This window comes from Pseudomonas mosselii (assembly GCF_019823065.1).
GTDB classification, from domain to species: Bacteria; Pseudomonadota; Gammaproteobacteria; order Pseudomonadales; family Pseudomonadaceae; genus Aquipseudomonas; species Aquipseudomonas mosselii.
In genome coordinates this window covers 4,416,810-4,433,002 of record NZ_CP081966.1, presented here as the reverse complement: position 1 = coordinate 4,433,002, position 16,193 = coordinate 4,416,810, and the positions used below count along the sequence as shown (strand labels likewise).

Here is a 16,193-nt window from a genome sequence, read left to right as displayed (position 1 = left end):
CAGCAAGGCTGCCCCGACAGCTTGCGGTGACATCGAGATCGTGGGGCTGCTTTGCAGCCCTTTCGCGACACAAGGCCGCTCCTACAGGGGCGCATTGGTTGCAGATGGCTTTTGAGTACCTGAAAACATGTCCACCACCGAACACCCCAGCGACCTGATCCGTGCCCGCGACCTCGAGGGTGTGGACGTGTGGGCGCTGCCCAGCTTCGATCCCGAGCCTGAGCCGGAACCCGAGCCTGAGCCGGAAGTCATCGAGGAGGAAGTCGAAGAAGTGCCGCTGGAGGAAGTCCAGCCACTGACCCTCGAGGAACTCGAGGCCATCCGTCAGGAGGCCTACAACGAAGGCTTCGCCACCGGCGAGCGCGAAGGCTTCCACAGCACCCAGCTGAAGGTTCGACAGGAAGCCGAAGTGGCCCTGGCGGCCAAGCTGGCCAGCCTGGAACAAATCATGAGCCACCTGCTCGAGCCCATTGCCGAGCAGGATACGCAGATCGAGAAAGCCCTGGTGCAGCTGGTCGCCGGCATGACCCGCCAGGTCATTGGTCGTGAGCTGCGCAGCGACTCGAGCCAGATCACCCACGTGCTTCGTGAGGCGTTGAAGCTGCTGCCGATGGGCGCCGACAACATCCGTATCCACCTCAACCCGCAGGACTTCGAGCTGGCAAAGGCCTTGCGCGAGCGTCACGAGGAGAGCTGGAAGCTGCTCGAGGACGAGTCGCTGTTGCCGGGTGGCTGTCGGATCGAGACCGCTCACAGCCGGATCGACGCGACCATGGAAACCCGTATCGAGAAGGCTGTGGCGCAACTGTTCGACCAGTCCCACGACCAGTCCCTGCATCCTGCTTCGCCGGATATTTCCGTCGAACTGGACGTGCCGGCGGGTGAAACCGATGCGCCTTGACCGTACCAGCTTCGGCAAGCGCCTGGAGGGCTACGCCGATGCGGTGAAGCTGCCCGACCAGCCGATCGTCGAAGGGCGCCTGCTGCGCATGGTCGGCCTCACCCTCGAGGCCGAGGGTCTACGCGCGGCGGTGGGCAGCCGTTGCCTGGTGATCAATGACGACAGCTACCACCCGGGGCAGGTCGAGGCCGAAGTCATGGGCTTTGCCGGCAGCAAGGTGTTCCTGATGCCGGTCGGCAGCATCGTTGGCCTGGCCCCGGGGGCCCGCGTGGTGCCGCTGGACGACAGTGGTCGCCTGCCGATGGGCATGAGCATGCTCGGTCGGGTGCTCGACGGCGCCGGTCGCGCGCTGGACGGCAAGGGCGGGATGAAGGCCGAGGACTGGGTGCCGATGGACGGCCCTATCATCAACCCGCTCAACCGTGATCCGATCAGCCAGCCGCTGGATGTCGGTATCCGCAGCATCAACGGCTTGCTCACGGTCGGTCGTGGCCAGCGCCTGGGTCTGTTCGCCGGTACCGGCGTCGGTAAGTCGGTATTGCTGGGCATGATGACCCGCTTCACCGAGGCCGAAATCATCGTGGTCGGCCTGATCGGTGAGCGGGGCCGCGAAGTGAAGGAGTTCATCGAGCACATCCTCGGCGAGGAAGGGCTCAAGCGCTCGGTGGTGGTGGCCTCGCCAGCGGACGACGCGCCGTTGATGCGTCTGCGTGCGGCGATGTACTGCACGCGCATTGCCGAGTATTTCCGCGACAAGGGTAAGAATGTCCTGCTGCTGATGGATTCGCTGACCCGTTTCGCCCAGGCCCAGCGTGAGATCGCCCTGGCCATCGGCGAGCCGCCCGCCACCCGGGGTTATCCGCCTTCGGTGTTCGCCAAGCTGCCCAAGCTGGTGGAGCGGGCCGGTAATGGCGAGCCGGGCGGTGGCTCGATCACCGCGTTCTACACCGTACTGTCCGAGGGTGATGACCAGCAGGACCCGATCGCCGACTCGGCGCGGGGCGTGCTAGACGGTCACTTCGTGCTGTCCCGGCGCTTGGCCGAGGAAGGGCACTACCCGGCCATCGACATCGAGGCCTCGATCAGCCGGGTCATGCCCCAGGTGGTCGATCCCGATCACCTGCGTCAGGCGCAGAAATTCAAGCAGCTGTGGTCGCGCCTGTCGCAGAGCCGCGACCTGATCAGTGTCGGCGCCTATGTGGCCGGTGGTGATCCGGAAACCGACCTGGCCATCGCCCTGCAACCCAAACTGGTGGATTTCCTGCGCCAACGTCTGGATGAGAATGTCGGCATGGCGCAGAGCCGTGAAGAACTGGCCGCGGTGTTCGCGCCGCCAGCGGGCTGATAGATCATGGCCCAGCCCAGCCGAGCGGCACGCCTGGTGCCGGTGGTGGAAATGGCCGAAGAGGCCGAGCGCAAGGCCGCCCAGCGCCTGGGGCATTTCCAGAAGCTGCTCAGCGATGCCCAGGCCAAGCAGGCCGAGCTCGAGAGTTTTCGCGAGGCCTATCAGCAGCAATGGATCAATCGCGGCAGCCAGGGTGTCGACGGCAACTGGCTGGTCAACTACCAGCGTTTCCTCGGGCAGCTGGAAACGGCAATGACCCAGCAACGCCAGAGCATGGCCTGGCACCAGAACAACCTGAACAACGCCCGCAACACCTGGCAGCAGGCTTATGCCCGCGTCGAAGGGCTGCGCAAGCTGGTCCAGCGTTATCTGGACGAAGCGCGCCGTGCCGAGGACAAGCGCGAGCAGAAGCTGCTCGACGAGCTGTCCCAACGCCTGCCACGCCAGGGTCACCCCTGATCGACCTGACTGGCGCTCGTCGCCAGCGCCTGCTAAACCTTCAGAAGCCGCATTCGCCATCATCGAAGGAATCGCTCGCATGGCAGTCGAAACTGATTTTTCACAGGACGGGAAAAAGCTGACGATCAAGGTCAAGGGGCGTTTTGATTTCGGCAAGCATCAGGAATTCAGGAATGCCTACGAGCATCAGCGTCCGCGCCCGGATTCCGTGGTGGTCGATCTGAAGGAAGCCACGTATCTCGACAGCTCGGCGCTGGGCATGTTGCTGTTGCTGCGCGACCATGTCGGCGGCGAGGACTCGGATATCCGTGTGGTCCATGCCAGCCCTGATGTGCGCAAGATCCTGGCGATCTCAAACTTCGAAAAGCTGTTCGACATCAGTTGAGCCTGGCCATGGCTGCCGATCAGCCGTTGACCGTGCTGGTGGCCGAGGACGGCGCCGCGGACAGGATGTTGCTGGCGCAGATCGTCCGCCGCCAGGGGCACGTGGTGGTCACCGCCGAGAATGGCGAGCAGGCGGTGGCGCTGTTCGCCGAGCGACGACCGCAGCTGGTGCTGCTCGATGCGCTGATGCCGGTGATGGATGGTTTCGAGGCGGCGCGGCGGATCAAGGCGCTGGCGGGCGAGGCGTTGGTGCCGATCATCTTCCTGACCTCGCTCAATGAAGAGCAGGGGCTGGTGCGTTGCCTGGAGGCCGGTGGCGACGACTTCATGGCCAAGCCCTACAGTGCCGTCATCCTGGCGGCGAAGATCCGCGCCATGGACCGTTTGCGTCGCCTGCAGGCAACGGTGCTGGAGCAGCGCGACCAGATTGCCCGCCATCACCATCACCTGCTCAACGAACAGCGGGTGGCCAAGGCGGTGTTCGACAAGGTCGCCCACTCCGGCTGCCTGAGTGCTGCGAATATCCGTTACCTGCAGTCGCCCTATGCGTTGTTCAACGGCGACCTGTTGCTGGCGGCGTATACGCCTTCGGGCGACATGCATGTGCTACTGGGTGACTTCACCGGTCATGGCTTGCCGGCCGCGGTCGGCGCCATGCCATTGGCGGAAGTGTTCTATGGCATGACTGCCAAGGGCTATGGCCTGGTCGAAACCCTGCGGGAGATGAACGCCAAGCTCAAGCGCATCCTGCCCGTGGATATGTTCTGTTGCGCGCTGTTGCTCAACCTGAGTTACCAGCGAGGGACGGTGGAGCTCTGGAACGGTGGCATGCCGGATGGCTATCGTTTGTCGTCGCAAGGCGAGGTGCTGGGTGTCCTCCCTTCGCGCCACTTGCCGCTGGGAATCCTTTCGCCCGAACAGTTCGACGATGCTACCGAGGTGATGCCGCTTGCGGTGGGAGAGCGGTTGTTCCTGCTGTCAGACGGCGTCGTTGATACGGCTGATGAGCAGGACTGCCTGTTTGGCGTGGAGCGCCTGCGCGAGGTGCTGGCGGCCAACCGTGATCCGGCGGTGTTGTTCGACGAGCTTATGCAGGCGCTGGCGGGATTCGGTGGTCAGTCTCGTGACGATATCAGCCTGTGCGATATCCGCATGCTGGGCCCCGAGCCTGTCGCGCCGCAGGCGGTGGTGTACTCCGACAGTGGTCGTTCCAGCCCACTGGACTGGTCGATGCAGTTCGAGTTGCGGGGCGAGAGCCTGGGTCGCTTCAACCCGGTGCCATATCTGGTACAGCTGTTGCAGGAGATTCATGGGCTCAGGCCTAGCAGCGGCAAGTTGCACAGTGTGCTGAGCGAGCTGTATGCCAATGCGCTGGAGCATGGCGTGCTGGGGTTGGACTCGGCGCTCAAGTGCGACGCCGACGGCTTCGCCGAGTACTATCGCCAGCGCGCCGAGCGTCTGGGACGCGAGGTGCATGGCAGCGTCGGCATTGCCCTGCGGGTGGAACCTCAAGGTGCGGGCGGGCGTCTGACCATCGAGGTTCGCGACAGCGGCGCAGGCTTCGATGTGGCGCGCTTGCCGCTCGACAGGCCGTGTTGGCACGGGTTCAGTGGGCGCGGAGTGAGCCTGGTGCGGCGGCTGGCGGAAAATGCCCAGTGGCTGGAAGGTGGCCGTCTGGCGCGCGTGGAGTTTCAATGGTGAGCCGGTTTGCGCGGCTTGATCAGGGAGTGAACAAGTGGTGGACATGCATATCGATCAGAGGGTGCTGAGTGACTTGCGGGAGGTCATGGAAGATGGCTACCTGCAGTTGCTGGAAACCTTCCTCGAAGACTCCGAGCGACGCCTGAGCCAGCTGCACGAGGCCAAGGACGCCGAAGAGCTGGGCCTGGCCGCGCACAGCTTCAAGGGCAGCAGCAGCAACATGGGCGCCGTTGGACTGGCCGAGCTGTGCCGGGAGTTGGAGGAGCGGGTCCGCCAGCAACCTTTGTACGGTATTGAAGACCTGATCAACCGCATCGACCAGGAGTACGTGGAGGTCCAGCGTTTCTACCGTGCCGAGCGGCAGCGGATCGCCGCCGAGTAAAAATTGGCGCGAGTTTTGCTTTTCTTCGCACAGACGCATTTTACCAGTTCTGCAGCGGAGACCTCTCAATGCCTGTCGCATCCAATCCATTGTTGCAAGCCGGCCTCGTCAACAAGACGTCGCGCCCGGCTGCCAGTGTGGCGGACAAGCCGCTGCAAGCCCCGGCCAGCCAAGGCGATGGCTTCGACCAGGTCATGGCCCGGCAGGGGCGCGACAGCGTTCCAGCGCGTGACGACAAGGTCGCCAAGGGGGCCGACCCGGCCAAATCCAAGGAGCAGGCCGCACCTGCCGCAGGCGGCAAGCCGGACGACGCCAGCAAGCCGGCGGTTGCCGATGACGGCAATAACTTGCCAGTCATCCCGGGCAGCAAGCCTGTTGCCGAGGCGGATGAAGCCACCGAAGGCGACACTACCTCGTCCTTTGATGCCAGCCTGGTGGCTGGCCAGGTCACCGACGCCCAGCCGGGCGCGCAGTTGATCCAGGCCCAGGCCGAAGCGGTCGCCCCGGTGCTGCAGGCGGCGGCGCAGGCGCCACAGCCTGTGTCGGCGGCGGCGGTCGTCGAGGAAGCGCCCAAGGATGCCGCGTTCGATCCGGAGGCGGACCCTCTGGCCAACATGCCGACCTTGCGCCTGGCGCTGGAGCAGGACGCCCAGGCCAAGGGAACCACATCGGCCCATGCGGCCAGTAGCCGCTCCGACAGCAGCCAGGCGCCTGCCGATCCCGCCGCCACAGCCGTCAATACCTTGGCGAACGTGGTTGGCAAGGCCGAGCAGGAAGCGGGGAACGCCGAGCATGGCGACAAGGCATTCGCCGGGCTGATCGACGATGGCCTCAAGGATATCAAGGGCGCCAGCAGCGACACGCGGATCGATGACTTCGCCGACCGTCTGGCCAGCCTGACGCAGGCGGCGACGCCCAAGACCGCCAATGCCGTACCGGTGACCCCGAACCCGCTGCAGCAGCCGCTGGCGATGAACCAGGGCGCCTGGGCCGAAGGCCTGGTGAACCGGGTCATGTACCTGTCGAGCCAGAACCTCAAGTCGGCGGACATCCAGCTTGAACCCGCTGAATTGGGGCGCCTGGACATCCGCGTCAATGTCGCGGCGGACCAGCCCACCCAGATTCACTTTGTCAGTGGGCATGCCGGCGTGCGCGATGCGCTGGACAGCCAGGTCTACCGGCTGCGCGAGCTGTTCGCCCAGCAGGGGCTGGCGCAGCCGGACGTCAGCGTGGCCGACCAGTCCCGCGGCCAGCAACAGCAGCAGGCGCAGCAGGGCGGCTCGAGCCTGTCCGGCGTGGCGGCGCGCCGCGCCGAGGCGGTTGGGGAGGGCGTCAATCCTGCCGAGGGCGCGCGTCCTGCCGAGCATCAAGTGGTGGTCGGCGACAGCATGGTCGACTATTACGCCTGATATTCGCCGGCCCTGCGCGGCCACCTTCGGGTGGCGCTTGTCTGGCGACAGGGCCGGTACCTTCCTTCTCGGTCAAATCTGGCATAACACTTGCTCAAGCCACGTCATCCTTCTTTGAAACCCCGATGGACGACGGATTATTGGCATGGCGAAGAGTGACGCAGTGAAAGACCCCGCCACTAAAGGCAAACTCAAGTTGATCCTGCTGCTGGTGCTGGCCCTGCTCCTGGCGGTCGGCCTGTCGGTGGGCGCCACGTGGTTCTTCATGCACAAGAGCGCGTCGGCGCCAGCGCCTGACGCTGCGCAGAGCAACGTAAAGCCGGCGGCGATCTACGAACCCCTGGCGCCGGCCTTCGTGGTCAACTTCAACCAGAACGGCCGCCAGCGCTACATGCAGGTGAGCATTACCATGCAGGGGCGCAACCAGGCCGACCTGGAGGCGCTGAAAGTGCACATGCCGGTGATCCGCAACAACCTGGTGATGATGTTCTCCGGCCAGGGCTTCGACACCCTCGCCAGCAGCCCGGTCGGGCAGGAGATGCTGCGTCAGAAGGCCACCGCGGTAGTGCAGGAAGTGGCGCAGAAGGAAGTCGGCAGGCCGGTCGTCGACCAGTTGCTGTTCACCAATTTCGTATTGCAGTAGGAGCACATAGATGGCCGTGCAGGACCTGCTGTCCCAGGATGAGATCGATGCCCTGTTGCATGGGGTGGACGATGGGCTGGTACAAACCGAGAGCGCTGGCGAGCCCGGCAGCATCAAGAGCTACGACCTGACCAGTCAGGACCGTATCGTGCGGGGTCGCATGCCGACCCTGGAAATGATCAACGAGCGTTTCGCCCGTTATACCCGCATCAGCATGTTCAACCTGCTGCGTCGCTCCGCCGACGTGGCAGTGGGCGGCGTGCAGGTGATGAAGTTCGGCGAGTACGTGCACTCGCTGTACGTGCCCACCAGCCTCAACTTGGTCAAGATCAAGCCGTTGCGTGGCACCGCGCTGTTCATCCTCGACGCCAAGCTGGTGTTCAAGCTGGTGGACAACTTCTTCGGTGGCGACGGCCGTCACGCCAAGATCGAGGGTCGTGAGTTCACGCCGACTGAGCTGCGCGTGGTGCGCATGGTCCTGGACCAGTGCTTCGTCGACCTCAAGGAAGCCTGGCAGGCGATCATGCCGGTCACCTTCGAGTACATCAACTCCGAGGTCAACCCGGCCATGGCCAACATCGTCGGCCCCAGCGAGGCGGTGGTGGTCTCGACCTTCCACATCGAGCTCGACGGCGGTGGCGGCGATCTGCACGTGACCATGCCGTACTCGATGATCGAGCCGGTGCGCGAAATGCTCGACGCCGGTTTCCAGTCCGATCTGGACGACCAGGACGAACGCTGGGTCAAGGCCCTGCGCGAAGACGTGCTGGACGTCAATGTGCCGGTGTCGGCCACGGTCGCCCGCCGCCAGTTGAAGCTGCGCGACATCCTGCACATGCAGCCGGGTGACGTGATTCCGGTGGAGCTGCCGGAGCACCTGGTGCTGCGCGCCAACGGCGTGCCGTCGTTCAAGGCGCGGCTGGGCTCGCACAAGGGCACCCTGTCGCTGCAGATCATCGACCCGATCGAGCGCCGCTGACGGCGTGCCGATCGCTCCAACGTATTGAATGCCTGTCGAGGAAATCATGGCTAACGAAAACGAGATCAACTCTCCCGAGGAACAGGCCCTGGCCGACGAATGGGCTGCTGCCCTGGAAGAGACGGGTGATGCCGGGCAGGCCGACATCGATGCCTTGCTCGGTGGCGATGCCGGCCACCTTGGTGGCGATCGCCTGCCGATGGAGGAATTCGCCAGTTCGCCCAAGCCCAACGAGCACGTCAGCCTCGAAGGCCCGAACCTGGATGTGATCCTGGACATTCCGGTGAGCATCTCCATGGAGGTGGGCAGCACCGAGATCAGCATCCGCAACCTGCTGCAGCTCAACCAGGGTTCGGTGATCGAACTGGACCGCCTGGCGGGCGAGCCGCTGGACGTGCTGGTCAACGGCACCCTCATCGCCCATGGCGAAGTGGTCGTGGTCAACGAGAAGTTCGGCATCCGCCTGACCGACGTGATCAGCCCCAGCGAACGTATCAAGAAGCTGCGCTGAGTGAAGCGCATGGTGCGGGGCCTGATTGCCCTCGGTGCATTGCTGGTCAGTGAAGTGGTGATCGCCGCGGCCGAGCCCAACGCCTCGGCTGCCGCGCCGTTGCCCGGCGGTTTGGGCGCGCAGTTGGCTCAGATGGTCTTCGGTCTGCTGCTGGTGGTGGGGCTTATCTTCTTCCTGGCCTGGTTGCTGCGCCGCATGCAGGGCAATGCTCAGCGTGGCGCGCAGGTGATCGAGATCGTCGGCAGCCGGGCCATCGGCCCGCGCGACCGGTTGCTGCTGGTGCAGGTGGGCAAGGAGCAGATCCTGATCGGTCACAGTCCCGGCAGCATCGAGGCCTTGCATGTGCTGGCCGAGCCCGTGGAGGTGCCCGCTACGGCGCGCCAGGCCGCGCCGGAATTCGCCCAACGGCTGCTCGAGCTGATGGGCAAGGATCAGAAGGACAAGACGTGATGAGCGGCGCGCTGCGCTTTTTGTTGACCCTGGCGCTGCTGTTGGCAGCACCACTGGCCCTGGCCGCCGACCCGCTGTCGATCCCGGCCATCACCCTGTCCAGTGGGGCGGACGGGCAGCAGGAATATTCGGTCAGCCTGCAGATCCTGCTGATCATGACGGCGCTGAGTTTCATCCCGGCGTTCGTCATCCTGATGACCAGCTTCACCCGCATCATCATCGTCTTCTCCATCTTGCGCCAGGCCCTGGGCCTGCAGCAGACGCCATCGAACCAGGTGCTCACCGGCATGGCGCTGTTCCTGACCATGTTCATCATGGCGCCGGTGTTCGACCGGGTGAACAAGGACGCCCTGCAGCCCTACCTGGCCGAGCAGATGACCGCCCAGCAGGCCATCGACAAGGCCCAGGGGCCGTTGAAGGACTTCATGCTGGCGCAGACCCGACAGAGCGACCTCGACCTGTTCATGCGCCTGTCCAAGCGCACCGACATTGCCGGGCCCGACCAGGTGCCGCTGACGATCCTGGTGCCGGCGTTCGTCACCTCCGAGCTCAAGACCGCGTTCCAGATCGGTTTCATGATCTTCATCCCGTTCCTGATCATCGACATGGTGGTCGCCAGCGTGCTGATGGCCATGGGTATGATGATGCTGTCGCCGCTGATCATTTCGTTGCCGTTCAAGATCATGCTGTTCGTGCTGGTCGATGGCTGGGCGCTGATCATGGGCACCCTGGCCGGCAGTTTCGGTGGCGTCTGACGCCGCCAAGGAGAGCCTTGCATGACACCTGAAGTCGCTGTCGACCTGTTCCGTGATGCGTTGTGGCTGACCACCTTGATGGTCGCCGTGCTGGTGGTGCCGAGCCTGCTGATCGGCCTGGTGGTGGCGATGTTCCAGGCCGCCACGCAGATCAACGAACAGACCCTGAGCTTCCTGCCGCGCCTGCTGGTGATGCTGATCACGCTGATCGTCGCCGGGCCCTGGTTGGTGCAGAAGTTCATGGAGTACTTCATCGGCCTGTACACCAGCATTCCGCAGCTGATCGGTTGAGGCCGCCATGCTGGAGCTGACCGATACGCAGATCGGCACCTGGGTCGCCACCTTCATCCTGCCGCTGTTCAGGGTGATGGCGGTGCTGATGACCATGCCGATCTTCGGCACCAAGATGCTGCCGGCGCGGGTGCGCCTGTATGCCGCCGTGGCGATCACCGTGGTCATCGTGCCGGGGTTGCCGCCATTGCCCGAGATCGATCCGTTGAGCGTGCGCGGCGTGCTGCTGTGCGCCGAGCAGGTCATCGTCGGGGCGTTGTTCGGCTTTTCCCTGCAGTTGCTGTTCCAGGCCTTCGTCATCGCCGGGCAGATCGTCGCCGTGCAGATGGGCATGGCGTTCGCCTCCATGGTCGATCCGGCCAACGGCGTCAACGTCGCGGTGATCAGCCAGTTCATGACCATGCTGGTGAGCGTGCTGTTCCTGCTGATGAACGGCCACCTGGTGGTGTTCGAGGTGCTGACCGAGAGTTTCACCACGTTGCCGGTGGGCAGTGCCCTGGTGGTCAACCATTTCTGGGAGATCGCCGGGCGCCTGAGCTGGGTGCTGGGTGCTGCGCTGCTGTTGATCCTGCCGGCGATCGCCGCGCTGCTAGTGGTCAACATCGCCTTCGGCGTGATGACCCGCGCCGCGCCGCAGTTGAACATCTTCTCCATCGGTTTCCCGCTGACCCTGGTGTTGGGCATGGGGATTTTCTGGGTCGGCCTGGCCGATATCCTTCCACACTACCAGGCACTGGCCAGCGAAGCGCTGCAGTGGCTGCGTGAGCTGGCACGGGCGCGCTGAGCATGGCAGAGAGCGAAAGCGGTCAGGACAAGACAGAAGAACCCACCGAGAAGCGCAAACGCGACTCGCGGGAGAAAGGTGAGGTCGCCCGCTCCAAGGAGCTGAACACGGTCGCGGTGACCCTGGCGGGCGCTGGTGGCTTGCTGGCGTTCGGCGGTTATCTGGCGGAGACGCTGATGACCCTGATGCGCATGAACTTCAGCCTGACGCGCGAAGTGATCGTCGACGAGCGCAGCATGGGCGCGTTCCTGCTGGCCTCGGGCAAGATGGCGATCTGGTCGGTGCAACCGATCCTGATTCTGCTGTTCGTGATTTCCTTCGTTGCGCCTATTGCCCTGGGCGGCTTCCTGTTCTCCGGGAGCCTGCTGCAGCCGAAGTTCAGCCGGATGAACCCATTGTCGGGGATCAAGCGCATGTTCTCGATGAACGCGCTGACCGAGCTGCTCAAGGCCATGGCGAAGTTCATCATGATCCTGCTGGTGGCGCTGCTGGTGCTGGCCAGTGACCGCGAGGCGCTGCTGGCCATCGCCAACGAGCCGCTGGAGCAGGCGATCATCCATGCGGTGCAGGTGGTGGGCTGGAGCGCCTTGTGGATGGCGGCGGGGTTGCTGCTGATTGCCGGGCTGGATGTGCCATACCAGCTGTTCCAGACGAACAAGAAGATGAAGATGACCAAGCAGGAGGTCAAGGACGAGTACAAGGACAGCGAAGGCAAGCCTGAGGTCAAGCAGCGTATCAGGCAGTTGCAGCGGGAGATGTCGCAGCGACGGATGATGGCGGCGGTGCCTGACGCGGATGTGATCATCACCAACCCGACCCATTACGCGGTGGCCCTGCAGTACAACCCGGACAAGGGTGGGACGGCGCCGTTGCTGGTCGCCAAGGGGACTGATTTCATTGCCTTGAAGATTCGTGAGATCGGGGTCGAGCATAACGTGCAGATACTCGAGTCGCCGGCCCTGGCGCGTGCGATCTACTACTCCACCGAGATGGAGCAGGAGATTCCGGCGGGGTTGTACCTGGCGGTGGCGCAGGTGTTGGCCTATGTGTTCCAGATTCGGCAGTATCGGGCCGGGAGGGGGAAGGCGCCGGAGCCGTTGAAGAAGGATTTGCCTATTCCTGAGGATCTGCGGCGGGACAGTTAAGTTTGTTTGGTTGTTTGGTTGTTTTGAAAGTTGTATGCGCATTTATTCGCGATGTTGGCGCATAGTCACCATCGCGAATAAATGCGCATATCGCTTTCAAAACACATGCTCTAAAATTCAAATTCAAATTCAAATTCAAAGTCGGTCGGCGCTGGTTTTAATGGTTGTAATTTCATTCGTTTGCGATGTCGACGCATAGTTACCTTTTCGCCTTTACGGCGAGTTCCTTTTTGAAGAGCAAAAGTAGGTCGCCGTAATGGCGAAAAGGTGACTATGCGTCGCCATCGCCAATGAATGCGCATACAAAATCCAAAACAATCATCCCCGAACCCGAACCCGAACCCGAACCCGAACCCGAACCCACCACCTATACTCCAACTCCCAAAAACAACAGCAAGGAGCCCCCCATGCCCCAGGAAAACCAAGGCACCTGCCTATGCCAAGCCACCAAACTGACCGTCAAGGTCGATAACAACCACGTCAGCGCCTGCCACTGCAGCATGTGCCGCAAATGGACCGGCGGCCCACTGCTGGCCGTCCATTGCGCCGAACCCCCGCAGTTCGAAGGCTCAACCCCGAGCGTCTATGATTCCTCCCCCTGGGCCCAGCGCGGCTTCTGCGGCCAGTGCGGCACGCACCTGTTCTACCGCCTGAAAGAGAGCAACCTCTATGTCGTACCAGTCGGCCTGCTCGACGGTAAGGCAAACTGGACCTTCACCGAGCAGATCTTCATCGACGAAAAGCCCGCCTGGTACTGCTTCAAGAACGAAACCAAGGACCTCACCGGCCAACAGATCTTCGAACAGTTCGCCCCGTCCTGAGCCGACCCGCCTTGCCAAACCCACGCATTCCTGAGAAAAGGGCGCCCACCAAAACCGTCTCGAGGAACCTGCCATGAGCAGTGAGTTGCAAGTCATCGATCTACAGGAAGGCGACGGCAAGGCCGTGGTCAAGGGCGCGCTGATCACCACCCAGTACCGCGGCACCCTGGCCGATGGCAGCGAGTTCGATTCGTCCTGGTCGCGCGGCAAGCCGTTCCAGTGCGTGATCGGCACCGGCCGGGTGATCAAGGGCTGGGATCAAGGCTTGATGGGCATGCGCGTGGGCGGCAAGCGCAAGCTGCTGGTCCCGGCGCACCTGGGCTATGGCGAGCGCTCGGTCGGTTCGATTCCACCGAATTCGGACCTCACCTTCGAGATCGAGCTGCTGGAAGTGCTGACCCGGGAAGACTGAGATGCGGCCTTCGGTATGGTCAATGCGCTTCTACCCGTTGAACAAATGGCAGAAAATCGAGGTCATCCAGTCCATCAATGTGCGCCATGCAAAGAAACCGGATCATGAAAACCTGGCGCCGCGATACTAATTGTTTGATTTGGGAAATTTCCCACTTGAATGTCAGACGTCAATTGGTGCCTTGAGAGGCATGTCCGGAGCTATCGTCCCAAGCTCATTTGGATCGTTGTCCAGAGCCTTACGGAGGAGATGCTCCGCATGCCACAGAGTGAGAGCCCCCAATGTACGAGGATCCTGTTCAGATCGCCCTGTCGCTGTTCATAGGCTTTGCCATTGATCGCTGGTTGAGGTCACCCCGGCTGCGTACCTGGCTTGGCGTGAGTCTTCTCACTATGGGGGGCTCGGTATGCTGTTCTTGCACCGTGAAACGCTCACTGGTGTTGATGTGGTGCTGTGGAAGTCTTTCGCTATCGTGCTGGGTGTATGCCTGATTGTATTCAGAGACCGCTACAAGGATGCGACGTGACGTTGCTCTCCCAACGCTTTGACTCAAGCCTTTGGGGCTCACCGGTCCTGCGATAGACCGAAACTGTGCTGACCCGCGACGATTGAGCCACGAGCAATAATTCAGCAACACACATGCATTAACGTGGCCTTTGTCGATGGAACGGCCTGTGCGCCCAGGGAGGGACCAAACGGGTCGAGGGCACTCTGACCCTCACTCGCTGCCACGGATGGCATTCACAACAGGGACGGCCCGCCGCCAAGGCTGCGGGACCATGTGGCGTGGCAACCCAGTACCCTGGCCACAAGAGTCCGCCCCAGATGAAGCTGCCCACCTTCCTTCGCCGTCGTCGTCACCTGTTGTTGAGCCTGACGCTCGCCGCTGCGGCCGTGCCATTGGCCTTGGCCGTGGTCGAGAGCCGTGCGCAACCCGTGGATGGCACCCAGACGCTGGTCTTCCTGCGCCATGCCGAGAAGCCCGGCGAAGGATTGGGACAGCTGAACTGCCAGGGGCTCAATCGCGCCCTGGATCTCGCCACCTTGTTGCCCGAGCGCTTCGGCAAGGCTGATTACGTATTCGCCGCCAACCCTTCGCGGGGGGTCGAAGAAGGTAGCCAGGATGAGCGCTACAGCTATATCCGCCCGTTGATGACCATCAGTCCCAGCGCCATTCGCCTCGGCTTGCCGGTGAACATCGACTATGGCGCCAACGACACCGACGATCTGGCTGACGAATTGCTCAGTAGCAAGTACCGCAATGCCACAGTCTACACCGCCTGGTCCCGCGGTTACCTCCCGGAATTGATCAACACCGTGGCCGGCAAGGCCCTGGGGGAGGAGCGGGTGCTCACCGAAGACTGGCATCGCGACGACTTCGATACCTTGTACGTGCTCACGCTGACCTGGCGCGAGGGCAAGGCTACCCTGCTCAGCCGTAGCGTGGGTCAGGGGCTCGATCACGGTGAGCCTGGCTGTCCGACCTGACCTGCTGTTACTGTCTGGCCATAAGGCCTGGACGGGAATGGACGCATGAACCAGCGGGTGACAGTGATCGGCGGCGGGGTGGTCGGCCTGGCGACGGCTTATGCGCTGGTGCGCGACGGTTGGCAGGTCGACCTGGTCGAAGCCCGTGACAGCCTGGCCAGCGCCACCAGCTTCGCCAACGGTGGACAGCTTTCGTATCGTTATGTGGCGCCTCTGGCCGATGCCGGAGTACCGTGGCAGGCGCTTGGCTGGTTGTTGCAGGGGGACTCGCCATTGCGCCTTCGGTTGCGTCTGGACCCTGCGCAGTGGCGGTGGCTGGCGGCTTTCGTCATGGCGTGCCGCACCTCCGTCAATCGCCGTAATGCTGCTCAGTTGCTGAGCCTGGCGCTCGAAAGCCAGGCGGCGTTACAGCGCTGGCGCGAGCAGGACGGCCTTGATGATTTCGCCTGGCGGCGCAACGGCAAGCTGGTTGCATTTCGTACCCAGCGTGCATTCGACCGCGGGCGCCAACACCTGCTTGATCCCCACAGCCAGCGAACACTGGATGCCGCCGAACTGCGCGAGCTCGACCCGGCGCTTTGCGAGGCACCGTTCGTTGGCGGCGTGTTCACCCCGGACGAAGAGGTCGCCGATTGCCACCGTTTCTGCCTGCGCCTGGCCGAGCGCCTGGAGGCATCCGGGCAATGCCGGTTGCTATTGGGGCGGCCGGTGACACGGCTGATTGCGCACGATGATCAGGTGCTGGCCCTTGAGATGGGCAACGAACAGCTGGACGTGCAGCGCCTGGTGCTCAGCGCCGGGCACCGTAGCGCCGGCCTGGCTTTGCCGGGCTTGAATTTGCCGGTCTATCCCTTGAAAGGCTATAGCCTGACCGCGCCGGTCGGCGCCGCGCATCGGGCACCCGAGGTAAGTATCACCGACTACGAATGCAAGATCGTCTATGCCCGGCTGGAGGATCAGCTGCGTGTGGCGGCTATGGTGGACATCGTCGGTTACGACGAGTCGGTGGATGTCGGCAGGCTCGCGAGCATGCGGAGGCTGGCCCGGGAAACCTTGCCCGAGGCCGCCGACTACGGGCAGGCAGTGGAATGGGCGGGTATGCGGCCGGCGACGCCGACCGGGGTGCCGATCATTGGTGCCACACGGTATCGCAACCTGTGGCTGAACCTGGGGCATGGTGCACTGGGGTTCACCTTGGCGTGTGGCAGTGGCGAGCGGCTGGCGAGGCTGTTGCGCTGACCTTGTTGGCCTCATCGCGGGGCAAGTCGGGTCGCCGCATCGCCGCTCCCACGGGTTGCTTTTGACGCCAGGGGAGTGGGCTTGCCCTGCGACG

At 63.3% G+C, this 16,193-nt stretch carries 19 protein-coding genes; all 19 read left to right on the top strand.

All coding sequences use genetic code 11. From position 1 onward, the window contains the following. Positions 1-127 precede the first annotated feature (127 nt). The 19 genes from fliH to K5H97_RS20385 all read left to right on the top strand — a co-directional run bounded on the left by fliH (position 128) and on the right by K5H97_RS20385 (position 16,099). Complete coding sequence (gene fliH / locus K5H97_RS20475) at positions 128-901, top strand: flagellar assembly protein FliH (RefSeq protein ID WP_028692792.1); 774 nt, start codon at positions 128-130, stop codon at positions 899-901. Further along, complete coding sequence (gene fliI, locus K5H97_RS20470) at positions 891-2,246, top strand: flagellar protein export ATPase FliI (protein WP_028692793.1); 1,356 nt, start codon at positions 891-893, stop codon at positions 2,244-2,246. The genes fliH and fliI overlap by 11 nt, the downstream gene beginning before the upstream one ends. A gap of 6 nt (positions 2,247-2,252) precedes the next feature. Next, entirely contained in the window at positions 2,253-2,705 is a 453-nt protein-coding gene (gene fliJ / locus K5H97_RS20465; RefSeq protein ID WP_028692794.1) for a flagellar export protein FliJ, read from the top strand. Positions 2,706-2,784: 79 nt separating this feature from the next. Next, positions 2,785-3,090, top strand: a complete 306-nt coding sequence (locus K5H97_RS20460) for an STAS domain-containing protein (protein WP_028692795.1) — start codon at positions 2,785-2,787, stop codon at positions 3,088-3,090. A gap of 8 nt (positions 3,091-3,098) precedes the next feature. After that, positions 3,099-4,790, top strand: coding sequence for an ATP-binding SpoIIE family protein phosphatase (locus K5H97_RS20455; protein ID WP_028692796.1), 1,692 nt, complete (start codon positions 3,099-3,101; stop codon positions 4,788-4,790). 43 nt (positions 4,791-4,833) lie between these two features. Next, positions 4,834-5,172, top strand: a complete 339-nt coding sequence (locus K5H97_RS20450; protein ID WP_189662233.1) for an Hpt domain-containing protein — start codon at positions 4,834-4,836, stop codon at positions 5,170-5,172. 68 nt (positions 5,173-5,240) lie between these two features. Next, a complete protein-coding gene (locus K5H97_RS20445; protein ID WP_028692798.1) occupies positions 5,241-6,581 on the top strand; it encodes a flagellar hook-length control protein FliK in 1,341 nt (446 codons plus the stop codon). A 145-nt stretch (positions 6,582-6,726) separates the two neighbouring features. Continuing rightward, entirely contained in the window at positions 6,727-7,224 is a 498-nt protein-coding gene (gene fliL / locus K5H97_RS20440) for a flagellar basal body-associated protein FliL (RefSeq protein ID WP_028692799.1), read from the top strand. A 10-nt stretch (positions 7,225-7,234) separates the two neighbouring features. Next, on the top strand, positions 7,235-8,203 hold the full coding sequence (fliM, locus tag K5H97_RS20435) for a flagellar motor switch protein FliM (protein ID WP_028692800.1): 969 nt from the start codon (positions 7,235-7,237) through the stop codon (positions 8,201-8,203). A 46-nt stretch (positions 8,204-8,249) separates the two neighbouring features. Next, positions 8,250-8,714 carry a flagellar motor switch protein FliN gene (fliN, locus tag K5H97_RS20430; protein WP_028692801.1) on the top strand — a complete coding sequence of 155 codons (465 nt, stop codon included), beginning with the start codon at positions 8,250-8,252 and terminating at the stop codon, positions 8,712-8,714. A gap of 9 nt (positions 8,715-8,723) precedes the next feature. Beyond that, positions 8,724-9,164 carry a flagellar biosynthetic protein FliO gene (gene fliO / locus K5H97_RS20425; protein WP_088852884.1) on the top strand — a complete coding sequence of 147 codons (441 nt, stop codon included), beginning with the start codon at positions 8,724-8,726 and terminating at the stop codon, positions 9,162-9,164. Further along, the gene (gene fliP / locus K5H97_RS20420; protein WP_028692803.1) at positions 9,164-9,919 is read left to right on the top strand and encodes a flagellar type III secretion system pore protein FliP; all 756 of its coding nucleotides are present in this window, start codon (positions 9,164-9,166) and stop codon (positions 9,917-9,919) included. The genes fliO and fliP overlap by 1 nt, the downstream gene beginning before the upstream one ends. A 21-nt stretch (positions 9,920-9,940) precedes the next feature. Further along, the gene (gene fliQ, locus K5H97_RS20415; RefSeq protein ID WP_023630488.1) at positions 9,941-10,210 is read left to right on the top strand and encodes a flagellar biosynthesis protein FliQ; all 270 of its coding nucleotides are present in this window, start codon (positions 9,941-9,943) and stop codon (positions 10,208-10,210) included. Positions 10,211-10,217: 7 nt separating this feature from the next. Next, positions 10,218-10,994, top strand: coding sequence for a flagellar biosynthetic protein FliR (fliR, locus tag K5H97_RS20410; protein ID WP_028692804.1), 777 nt, complete (start codon positions 10,218-10,220; stop codon positions 10,992-10,994). A gap of 2 nt (positions 10,995-10,996) precedes the next feature. Then, positions 10,997-12,139, top strand: coding sequence for a flagellar biosynthesis protein FlhB (gene flhB / locus K5H97_RS20405; RefSeq protein WP_028692805.1), 1,143 nt, complete (start codon positions 10,997-10,999; stop codon positions 12,137-12,139). 407 nt (positions 12,140-12,546) lie between these two features. Continuing rightward, a complete protein-coding gene (locus K5H97_RS20400) occupies positions 12,547-12,960 on the top strand; it encodes a GFA family protein (protein ID WP_028692806.1) in 414 nt (137 codons plus the stop codon). Between the two features lie 73 nt (positions 12,961-13,033). Further along, a complete protein-coding gene (locus K5H97_RS20395) occupies positions 13,034-13,372 on the top strand; it encodes an FKBP-type peptidyl-prolyl cis-trans isomerase (protein WP_028692807.1) in 339 nt (112 codons plus the stop codon). Between the two features lie 825 nt (positions 13,373-14,197). Further along, positions 14,198-14,860, top strand: coding sequence for a hypothetical protein (locus K5H97_RS20390; protein ID WP_028692808.1), 663 nt, complete (start codon positions 14,198-14,200; stop codon positions 14,858-14,860). A gap of 45 nt (positions 14,861-14,905) precedes the next feature. Then, positions 14,906-16,099, top strand: coding sequence for a D-amino acid dehydrogenase (locus K5H97_RS20385; RefSeq protein WP_028692809.1), 1,194 nt, complete (start codon positions 14,906-14,908; stop codon positions 16,097-16,099). Positions 16,100-16,193: the final 94 nt, after the last annotated feature.